The following is a 10,443-nucleotide window of genomic DNA, read 5'->3' on the forward strand; positions in this document are numbered from 1 at the left end:
TCCATATTCCGCTCAGATAAGATTCCACTTCTTTTTGAGATTCACAACATTTGAGATGTTGTCCGATTACGGTGAGTGGTAAAAAAAATAATATTAAAATTAACTTCTTCATCATATTGTACACAACGGTTGGGCTATGAACAGTACGGGAGCAAACAAGCGTTTGCTTTCCGCCACTCACATAGCGAAATCTTTTTGTTTTGATTTATTTTTTCCTGTCCAGAGCAAAATCCAAAAGATTTTGCGGACTTCATAAAAATACGCAAACCTTAGCGTTTATGACCTAAGCCCGTATTGTTTATAGGTTTTGTTACCACCAGTTATTTATATGCGGAATAGAATAATATTTTCATATAAGACCATAGTTTGCTTTTCCTGATTGAAATTGTTCAAGTCGACTTTGAAAGCTGCTTTTTGTGGAATATGCTCTTTTTTAAACTTGTAGTAGGTATAGCCGTCCTGATTAATAACTTCAATTCCGGGAACGGGGTCATAATTTATACTATCCGTTCCGTAGCCTAATCTTACCATCCAATTTCTATTTGGATTGTCCTTCCATACAAAATAGTAAAAGTCTGTGTCCTGTTTTAAACTTGGTTCTTCGGTAAAGCCAACTAGATAATAGAGGGGGTCTATATATTGCGAGTCGTTGAATTCTTCCAAAGACAAGGGTTTTTCTAGTAACTGCCACTTACTTTCGGATGGAAAATGCGTAATAATTAATTTTTTAGGACTAATGTCAAAATAATAATCAGGGACATTTGTTTCAAATTGTTTTGCCCAAGTGGAATCAACTATTAACCAAGTATTATTTATTCTTATAGCATTCCAAGCATGACTAAATCCCGTATCTAAATCTGGTTCAACAGTTTGATTAGTTAAATGCCTTATATGTCCATCAATTACTTCGTTTTCAATTCCCATTTCGTCCATAAACCATTTATACAAAACCGAAAATCCAGCACACACCGCACTTCTTTTTTCAAAGACTAGAAAAGGACTTGTATTCAATTTAACATCTTCTTCTGTCCAACCGTCTTTGTTATGTCTTTCCAACATTTCATAATCATATTGGATATTTTCACTAATCCAATAATAGAAAAATCGAGCCCTTTCTTTGTCACTATTTATGTTGTTTTTAGCATAGTCCGTCAATTCTGCCATCAATAAATTCTCGTCCATCAATTCCTCCACCATTTCTTTAGTAGACTTACCCTGAGCCCAAGTAAGGCTGATGCCAAGAAAAAATATTATTAATGGAAAAAAGTTTCTCATAATTGGTGGTAACGCCAAATATATAAATTGGAGCAAGATAAAGAAGCCTGAACCATTCCATTTATCTGCGCGTTTTTATTTCTTATTTAATTTATAAAAATCTAGCGACATTGTAAAAAGGAAATAACTTTTCGATTTAGCACTAAACTTTGCTCTGATTTTATATATAATGTTAGCAAGTGTTTTTTAGTTCGTTGAAATAGATAAATTACCAATTTTATAATTAAATTGTTTATCAAAATAAAACCTCACGGCATCCGATACATTTTTAAATTGTTGTTCTGAAGCAAATTTTGAATTAATCAGGTTATAAACTGAATTTACGTTATCATATTTCAAACCGTATTTAAGAGTGTTTTGGTTATTTTCAATGTCAGTAGCAAAATTAATTGGAAAAAAAACATAGCGGCCTTTATTAAATAAGTGATTTACATGATCTACTATTTCACTTATTTTTATAGGGTTTTTTGAAAAATATTCTTGAAATTCATTTGAATCATTTAGTGTAAGTAATATATAATCAATTAATCCTGATCTTTTTTGCTTATCCTCAAAAGAATAGTAAGGTTGGTGAAAAGAAAAAGGAGCCGTTTTGTTCTTAGGTGAATGAGATAAGATTGAGTTTACTTCTTTAAACCTAAAACTTATTTCTAAAATTATTAGCTTTTCATTATTAATGGATTTGCTAACTTTTATCCAAAGTGGGGCAATCATATCATAATGATGTAAAGCATAAATAGCTTGGTTTTTATATAACTCTCTGTTTATATAATATGGCATAGACCACCAATTCGCCATATCTTCATAGGTTGAAAAAGACTCCATTTTACTTTTCATATCATAGATAATGATATATTTTAGATTATCTGGATTTTGTATATTCATTGAATTAAGAGTCAATTCAAATCTATCAGTTATGAATTCTTCAATATTTTGTGCTTTCAAGATTTGGGAATTAATATTTATTAGAATTAATAGAATAAAATATTTTATATTAACCATAAACTAAAATTTTAGATCAGATACTTGCTAACGCTTAATGTATAGTTTCGTAGCGGACTAGTCGACAAAGAATTTTCCGCATTGCCCAAAGTTAACAAATGCGCGTGAAATTCCGTTAGGAATTTCCACCGCTATGAACTTATACATTTTGTTATGCGCTGGCTTTTTTATTCAGTCGGGACTTTGCAAAATTGCCTTAAGCAAAGCGATGATTGCTTGCGAACTGTTTTTTCCAATTCCCTCGATCGCTTTGCGACTTTGGGTTGGACGATAACTCTTACAAAAAAAATCACTGGCCCAAATTCCGTCCGAATCGGGGAGGAGCTCCAACTTTTGAATTGGTAAAAATCTTCGAGAAAATACTCAGACCTTTCCTCCGTAGCCCGTCCGTTTACGTTCTACTTGCGTTTTGCTTTTCAGACCTCCGATGCTGGCGCCTAACGTTTAATATATGTGTCGTAGCGGAACAAAATGTTACCTAACCTTGGACACCTCTGCGTAGATTTTATACATTATTCAGCTTTAAAATCACTGCGCCATCCTAGATATACAAGAACCATTCGATTAATCGCTAATTAGCTATGATCACATATATCGTGTTGTACACCGTTTTTATTTATTGTTTATATTTTTTAATAATCTTAGTTATAAAAGCAATACACATCAAAGGAATTAAACCCCAAATAATCGAATAAAAACTAATATATAGAATCATTCTTTTCCACAAAGCAAGTAATATTGAAATAATTAATAATGCTAATAAAACTTTAATAAGCTTTCTATATACCTCTTCTACGTTATTTAGTAAATCATTGGAAATCTTGTCAAGAATATTATTCATTTTGAAGGGCTTTTTTTGCTCTTTCAATAATTGGTTCATAACTTTCAAAGTGTGAGCATCCACCTTCAGTCATTACTCTTTTACCAATCTTTTTATATTTTCCTTCTCCCATTTCCCAGTCGAAAACAAAAAATTCTTGTTTAAATGTTTGATCAAGTTTTGAGAAATTTAAACCATCATTTGTTCGTTCAAAGTTTTCTTCAATTTCGATAACTTTTATAGGAGATCCATTTTTAAAATAAATGCTAGTTCTTAACCTTCCGTACGAAAGTCCAATTTCTTGGAGAATTTTATGAATAGTATTATTCTTCTTCCAAACTTTTAAAATTCCGCCACCATCGGTTATAATTCCCGTTAGTTTAACCCAATCAAACTCGTGTATCGTTAGTTCAGAGTTCAAGTCAATTGAATTCACTTCATGATTAATTTTTTCAAGATTTTTTTCTTGTCCAAATGTTAGCATTCCGATTAACAATAATATGGTTGCGAATGTTTTTTTCATATGGTGTACAACGTTTAATATATGTGTTGTAGCAGGGCAAAATGTTACCGTGCTTTTCGATTTTTCTGCGCATTGATTGCTAACTTTTCCTTACTGCAAGCATTGTGCCTTACCAAATATACAACAACCATTAGGTTGATTACTTAGCTGCTATGATGACATATATGTTGTTGTGCATAGTTTTTTATTTCGGTAAATTCATTTTCAAATTCCAATGAATTAATGATTGGCTTTTCGATAGTAATTTTTTCAGTTGTTTTTTTCCAGAATGAAAAGTACCAAGTTGAGGAAGTACTAAATTCCTTGAAATTACCATTTGCTGATTCAACCTCAAGTTTAGTTTTATAGCAATAATTTCCTTTAAAATAATCCGTTTTTCTTTTTCGCTTTGTAAGCATTCTTTGGAACTGATTTAAACAATCCAATAATTCATCAAATTCAAGATTATAATGCCTATGGTTAAATCCTGTTCCAAAAATTAACTCGTACTCATCACAAGATATCCAAACTCCTGTGTCTTTTATTGTCAGATGATTTTCTGAGTAGCCATCATCATATTCTCCGATGCTCATAATTGCATCTTCTTTAAAGTGCTTTTTAAACAGTTTAGCTATCTTATCGAATATTACTTGATGCTTTTTCATTTATAATTATGCACAACGTCTTTTGTATGTTGCGTTTGCCTGCCGAAGGCGGCATATGCAATATACAAATTGTTGTGGCACGTTTTTAAATATTCATTCCGTAGTCCCACTTTTTTATTCCTTTTTCTTTTAGCTTTTCTTTCATATCATCTTCTAGCCAAAAAAATAGGTTCGTATATTTTACTGTTTTTGAGTTTAGTAGAAAATCTGTTGCTTGTTTAAAAAGCTCTTTACGATAAGCGGCTTTGAAGTTTTCAGGAAAGAACAACAAAAAGATTTCTAAATTTGGTAATTGATTTATATTAGTGATGTCTGTTAATCTACTATTGTTATCAATTTGAATCCTTTTTAAGTTTTTTAATCCACTTAAGTCAGGTAAGCTTTCCATTTTTGACATTCCTTCGAAATATAGAGAATTTAAGTTGTCCATAGATTTCAAAAAATCATAATTAGGAATTTGTCTTGTTCTACTTATTTCAAGAGTTTTGATACTTTTTACGTTGGCAATTGCGTCAAGATTTTTATAACTTCCAAATAGTAAACGCAATTGTACCAGATTATTAAGACTGTTGATTAAATTCAGGTCATTCATTTTTACTCCGCGAAATGTCAGACGTTCAAGTTTTGAAAGTTCAGCCGCATTTTCCAGTCCTTTTTTCATTCCGTCAATCCATAAAGATGTTAAGTCTTTAAATTCCTTAATGAAACTTAAATTAACCGCAGTTGATTTAGTTTCTCCTACTGCTAAATCTGTCAAATTTTTATTTAATAGCAAAGGTGTGTAATCAGATGTGTTAAATGAAGAAATATCAAAATTTCTTAAAGAAGGTAATTGGGAATAAAAGTCAAAATTGATTTGATCATACCATACTATTCTTAATCCAATTTTCGGATATTTTTCGTAAAATTCATTTAAGGCATTCCAAGTCCTCTTTTTAGGATTTTTAAATTCAAAAAATTGAAGTGAATGAATATCTTTTTCTTCAATTAGTTCAGGAATATCTGAAGGCTTTAAGTCATCATATATATTAATGTTACCATTAAAGTTTCCCCATCTTTTCTTTTTATTGAATATTCCCATTTAATTTTTCCTATGTGCTACAACGTTTAATATATGTGTCGTAGCAGGGCAAAATGTTACTTTGTTTTTCGATTTTTCTGCGCATTGGTTGCTAACTTTTACTTCCTGCAAGCATTGCGCCTTACTAAAAATACAAGAACCTTTTGATTGATCACTTAGCTGCTATGATCACATATATAGTGTTGTACACTGGCTTTTTTATTCGATATGATACCATTCATAATTTTTTCCATTCCAGAATAAAATTCCTCCTCAGTGTGATTCGTCAACACTCATTGAGATTCCATCTCCAATTAACTTGAATATTTTGTTTTGGTCAGAACCAATTATATCACCAGTTTTTTCATCGACTAGTGTTGGAGCTATGTTCCGTCCTTTTGGGATGACTTTAAATTTATCAATCCAGTCAAGGTTAGTCTGTCCGTTAATTTCATTACCTGCTCCAAAAACTCGATATTTAGGATTAGCATCATTATAAATTATTATAAGTCCGTAAAATCCATTTTCAAGATTTATTACTGGAGAGGCAAAATCTTTTTTGTTATCACCATTAAAATCTCCATAAAATACATTATCAATATCAAAATTCAAACTATCTGGAACTTTAGCCAATTTCACAAAATCCGGAAACGTTTTTTGAATATTTAATTCAGTTAGGGTAGAGTTTATTTTCTTACCGTCAGATTCGACAGTCAGTTTTTTCGACTTAGATTTGTCAGGCTTTTTAGTAGAATTTGAGCAAGAAGTAAAAATTGATAATATTAATAATGTTACTAAGCTTTGTCTCATTTTTTATGCTTGTGTACAACGTCTCTTGTATGGTGCGTTTGCTCCCTTCGGGGAGCAAACGCACCATACAAATTGTTAACTACATTTATTTTATTGATTCTACTCTTGTAACTAAATATGTTACATTATCTTTTTGGAATTTCAAAATACCACACAATTCCAGATCCGATAAATTGCGAGAACTTATTTCATATTTTTCCTTTTCATCATAAATTATAGAATACGCTTTGCTTATTTCAGTTACAAGTTCTTTTTTCGTAAACCCTTTCTCATTATAAATTTCATAAGCAATAGATTTTTTTGAAGGAAAATCCATTACCAGCACAGCTTTGACATCATCAATTACGGGAGAATTGCATTCAATTAATTTATCTAACTGGGGTTTATGTAAGTTTATTCCGCCGACACCACCTTTTTTTTGAATATGCCTTTCTCCATCATCATTCATTCTTTGAAATGGAATTGCAGATTTTAGATATTTAGCGTGATTTATTTCCGATTTGTCCAAAATATAGATCTTATTAAATGTCTCGTCTTTACAAGCTAGAATTGTAATCAATGTAATTATAATAGATAGGACTTTTTTTGTCATAATTGTAGTTAACGTTTAATGTATGGTGCGTTTGCTTCCCGAAGGGAGCATATGCAATATACATAGTGTTATGTGCTTTTTATTTAGTTATAAATCTATTAAAAGATTGCCAGTATTTGTCTTTATAAATATCAAAATCCAATTCAATATTATTTAGATATTCTCTTTTAATTTTATGTAAGACTTTAGATGGCTTTCTAAAATCAACACAGGCAAAGTAAATTTCTCGAACGGAATCAGCTGTTTGTCTACCAATATTTAGGTAGCCATCAGAATCTTTTAATTCCATCATTATTTTATCTTCAATTTCATTTAGAAGCTGATATGAGGTATCGTTTGGCATTCCATTATTGTTTTTCCCATCATATTTGATTTCAACAGTTGCAATCCAAGGATGTGATGCTTTGCTATTCCAATCTAACAAATCAGAATTAACGATTGCAATTAGTGGTAGACCATTTTCCAATGTAGCTTCTAAACTTGAATAGTTGTCATTACTTGTATTGTGTCTTAATCCTTGATATTTCTCTATAAATTCTTTTTCTCTCCAAATTAGGAAGCTCTTCAGTTTAGAGATTGGAATAAGCTCTTTAGTTGCATCCTTTTTTGAAATCAACGTTAAGTTATCTATGGCAGTTACAGAATTTAATTCACCAAGATAGTTATCAAGAAAAATATAGGTTCCATTTAAAATAGTTGATTTGTCTTGTTCATTATAGTCATTATGAACTATTACAATGTCAATTTCGTCAGGATAATTTTTATGATCAATCGAATAAAAGGATAAATTCTCACCATCAAAAGTATAATTCGCCATATCTATTCTTACATTTTCAATTTCTAGAGCAGGCTTTAATGCAGTAAATTTCCAATTAGCAATTTTTGGAGCGGCTTGAACAAGTTCTTCTACAAATATTATGTTTTTGATTACTCCATCAGGTGTAAAAACCAATTCAGAAGTATTGTCGTCATACATTCCAGCTAAATACCAAAATCCATCTTTCAACTCATCTAATTTGGGTGCTAGTTTGTCAAAGAAAACACGTTTAATGTCTCCTTGTTTTTTAAGAACATTGTGGAATTTTTTTTCATTTTCCAGAAACCAATCCCAAAAGTCAAAGTATGAGTTTATTGGTTGTTCTTTTGTGTTAAATAGTGATTTTAAAAAACTCATATTCTTTATTCATTCTGATTTTTTCACATTGCACATAACGTTTAATATATGTGTCGTAGCAGGGCAAATTGTTACCCTGTTTTCGGTTTTTTCTGCGCATTGATTGTTAACTTTCCATTCTGCAATCATTGCGCCTTACCAAAAATACACACACCAATCGATTGATCTCTTAGATGCTATGACCACATATATAGTGTTGTACGCTGGCTTTTTTAGCTTGTAATATAATAATTTATTAAAATTTTATTTCCCTCTCGCCATTTTATCCATCCAGATATTTTCTTTTCCGATTCGCAATGAGAAGCTGTCTCAATTTCAATCCACTCATTGCGCATTTGTTTCACTTTAAAACAGTCGCTTTTAGATTCTAACACCTCCGATTTAGTAAATGGCCTTGAATAGATTTTTTGAGTATTCTTGTCAATTCGTTCAATACTGAACATATTTTTTAGATATTCTTCCCAATTTTTAAATTCACAGAACTCTTGATTCTTAATCCACATTGTTTGTGATTCAGACACGTAAACTTCAAAAGAATCTAGATTTTTAGTTTTACACCGAAATCTAAATAGTCCGTAGTCAAGCCACATTGATTCGGGTTTAAGCCAGTCTTTATGATTTTGTATGTTTTTGATATTCCAACTTTTAATTGATTCATCATTAAAAAACTCAACCGTTTTAAGAATTTTGCCTAAATCCGAGTTTTCATAAAATTCAACTTTCGTTTTGTTGTCAAAATTTATTGATACAATACCTATTCCGACTTCATTTTGTCCAAATAAAGTCAAGGAGATGAATACCAAAAAAAGAGTCATATTAATTTTCATAGTTTTCTGCTTGCGTACAACGTTAAGTGTATGTGTCGTAGCAGGGCAAAATGTTACCTAGCTTTTCGATTTATTTGCGCATTGGTTGCTAGCTAACTTTTTCTTTTTGCAATCATTGCGCCTTCATAAATATACAAAGACCATTCGATTCATCACTTAACTGCTATGATCACATATATCTTGTTGTGTATAGTGTTTTTTATTCCGTTGCGTTTATTTTATTCCGTTCTTTAGCGATTTGTTCTTTCAGTTTGAAAATCAAACTTAAAAGTACAATTGCAACAATGTTAAAATTCACTTCAATCAAATCAGGGTTCGCACTTCTGGATAAATCCCAATTTACAAATCCGAAGTCAATTCCAGCGATGGTGTCATTAGTTAATTCAATCGTAAGCCTCACATAGATTCCAATAGCATAATTAAAAATATATCCTAAAAGTGCAAAGCTCAAAATTTGAACAGCTTGGACAAACAATGAAAAATTTAAACCTATCAGATATCTTTTCCGAATAAGTAAGATTCCGCTGTAGATTGAAAAGACGCACAGTCCAAAGAAAACTGCGAGCGAGAATAGGAAAAATCTATTTGAGGTCAATTGGTCAAAAACATTATATATCATAAATAGGATTCCAACGATTCCGCCGATGATTTGATAATATCCTAAATATTTAATTTGATTGTAGATTTTCTTCATTCACGTTTTTTTTCAACATTATACACAACGATTAATGTAAACGTCTGTGCGTGGAGAAGTGCAGTGACCTTCGGTAAAGAACAGGGCGTTACATTTTGAGTATTTTTAATTTATCAGTTAAAATAATAAAATTTGTGACGCCGACTTCACAAATACACAATTAACTTTTGGTTTAACACCAACAAAGCATTGCGTTTACATCTTGTTAGCAATAGTTATTTTTTGATTTTTACACTTTGAGTCATTTTATTCCATATCAATTTCTCTTTATTTAATTTATACCATTCCCTTAGTTTTTTAAAGTGTGATTTAGTTGTCTTTTTGTAAATATTGACCTTGTCATTTTCAATCTCAATTAAAGGTGAAAGGTTATTAAGGAAATTACAGAAAGGGATTAACTCAATAAAAAAATCAATCGAGTGATTAAATTCTGTATCATCAATATGTTTACCAAAAGTGTTGGCTTTTAATATGTCATAATTTTCTAAAAACACTTTTTTAGGATCCTTTTCTAAATATTTTACTTTTGAAGTAGCTTTAATAGCATTTGTTTTTTTATCCCAGTAAATAATATCAAGATTTAAGTCTAACCACTTTTTCCAATCTTTGATTACATATTTTGTAGCATATTTTTCAGGCTGATCTGCAAAACCATATTGATGATATGATTTTACTTTTGTTAGTTCTTCAAAAAAATCAATTGCTAAATCATATTCTTTACCAACTTCATATCCTTTATTTAATGACTCTACAATTTTAATATTGGACTTGTAATAATTAATTGCTTCTTCATTTAAGTTCGCTTGTGATAAAACAAGTATTGGTATCAAAAATAAAATAGTAAGAAGTTTGTTTCTCATTTCTTAATCTATTGAAAGTCGATCTAATTATTGCTAACGTTTTGTGTAAGTTGCGTTTTAATGCAATTTACACGTTGTTGGCGTTAGTTTTTTACTTTTAATTCAGCGTATTTTTCTTTTCGACAAAATATTTCAGCTTTCATTTCAGTCAGATTAATTTTT

General features: G+C 30.6%; 11 protein-coding genes. All 11 read right to left on the reverse strand.

What is annotated here, in order from left to right:
* Positions 1-324 precede the first annotated feature (324 nt).
* Positions 325-1,275: a transglutaminase domain-containing protein gene (locus DK442_RS08565; protein WP_109435453.1), complete on the reverse strand. Its 951-nt coding sequence runs from the start codon at positions 1,273-1,275 to the stop codon at positions 325-327.
* 186 nt (positions 1,276-1,461) lie between these two features.
* Complete coding sequence (locus DK442_RS08570) at positions 1,462-2,277, reverse strand: hypothetical protein (RefSeq protein ID WP_109435454.1); 816 nt, start codon at positions 2,275-2,277, stop codon at positions 1,462-1,464.
* 833 nt (positions 2,278-3,110) lie between these two features.
* Positions 3,111-3,620, reverse strand: a complete 510-nt coding sequence (locus DK442_RS08580) for a hypothetical protein (RefSeq protein ID WP_109435456.1) — start codon at positions 3,618-3,620, stop codon at positions 3,111-3,113.
* 143 nt (positions 3,621-3,763) lie between these two features.
* A complete protein-coding gene (locus DK442_RS08585; RefSeq protein WP_109435457.1) occupies positions 3,764-4,264 on the reverse strand; it encodes a hypothetical protein in 501 nt (166 codons plus the stop codon).
* Between the two features lie 85 nt (positions 4,265-4,349).
* A complete protein-coding gene (locus DK442_RS08590) occupies positions 4,350-5,345 on the reverse strand; it encodes a hypothetical protein (RefSeq protein WP_109435458.1) in 996 nt (331 codons plus the stop codon).
* Between the two features lie 252 nt (positions 5,346-5,597).
* A complete protein-coding gene (locus DK442_RS08595; protein ID WP_160114093.1) occupies positions 5,598-5,963 on the reverse strand; it encodes a hypothetical protein in 366 nt (121 codons plus the stop codon).
* A gap of 256 nt (positions 5,964-6,219) precedes the next feature.
* The gene (locus DK442_RS08600) at positions 6,220-6,642 is read right to left on the reverse strand and encodes a hypothetical protein (protein ID WP_160114094.1); all 423 of its coding nucleotides are present in this window, start codon (positions 6,640-6,642) and stop codon (positions 6,220-6,222) included.
* A gap of 163 nt (positions 6,643-6,805) precedes the next feature.
* Positions 6,806-7,900, reverse strand: coding sequence for a DUF695 domain-containing protein (locus DK442_RS08605; protein WP_109435461.1), 1,095 nt, complete (start codon positions 7,898-7,900; stop codon positions 6,806-6,808).
* Positions 7,901-8,112: 212 nt separating this feature from the next.
* Positions 8,113-8,727, reverse strand: a complete 615-nt coding sequence (locus DK442_RS08610) for a hypothetical protein (RefSeq protein ID WP_109435462.1) — start codon at positions 8,725-8,727, stop codon at positions 8,113-8,115.
* A 199-nt stretch (positions 8,728-8,926) separates the two neighbouring features.
* Positions 8,927-9,421 (reverse strand): hypothetical protein, encoded by a 495-nt coding sequence (locus DK442_RS08615; RefSeq protein WP_109435463.1) that lies wholly within the window; start codon positions 9,419-9,421, stop codon positions 8,927-8,929.
* A gap of 215 nt (positions 9,422-9,636) precedes the next feature.
* Positions 9,637-10,281 (reverse strand): hypothetical protein, encoded by a 645-nt coding sequence (locus DK442_RS08620; protein WP_109435464.1) that lies wholly within the window; start codon positions 10,279-10,281, stop codon positions 9,637-9,639.
* Positions 10,282-10,443 lie beyond the last annotated feature (162 nt).

This window comes from Aquimarina sp. AU119, from assembly GCF_900312735.1.
Lineage (GTDB): Bacteria > Bacteroidota > Bacteroidia > Flavobacteriales > Flavobacteriaceae > Aquimarina > Aquimarina algiphila.

Excerpts from the sequence above, each read along its gene's own strand:
- DK442_RS08565 (WP_109435453.1), bottom strand. The coding sequence starts at position 1,275 with ATGAGAAACTTTTTTCCATTAATAATATTTTTTCTTGGCATCAGCCTT.
- DK442_RS08570 (WP_109435454.1), bottom strand. The coding sequence starts at position 2,277 with ATGGTTAATATAAAATATTTTATTCTATTAATTCTAATAAATATTAAT.
- DK442_RS08580 (WP_109435456.1), bottom strand. The coding sequence starts at position 3,620 with ATGAAAAAAACATTCGCAACCATATTATTGTTAATCGGAATGCTAACA.
- DK442_RS08585 (WP_109435457.1), bottom strand. The coding sequence starts at position 4,264 with ATGAAAAAGCATCAAGTAATATTCGATAAGATAGCTAAACTGTTTAAA.
- DK442_RS08590 (WP_109435458.1), bottom strand. The coding sequence starts at position 5,345 with ATGGGAATATTCAATAAAAAGAAAAGATGGGGAAACTTTAATGGTAAC.
- DK442_RS08605 (WP_109435461.1), bottom strand. The coding sequence starts at position 7,900 with ATGAGTTTTTTAAAATCACTATTTAACACAAAAGAACAACCAATAAAC.
- DK442_RS08610 (WP_109435462.1), bottom strand. The coding sequence starts at position 8,727 with ATGAAAATTAATATGACTCTTTTTTTGGTATTCATCTCCTTGACTTTA.
- DK442_RS08615 (WP_109435463.1), bottom strand. The coding sequence starts at position 9,421 with ATGAAGAAAATCTACAATCAAATTAAATATTTAGGATATTATCAAATC.
- DK442_RS08620 (WP_109435464.1), bottom strand. The coding sequence starts at position 10,281 with ATGAGAAACAAACTTCTTACTATTTTATTTTTGATACCAATACTTGTT.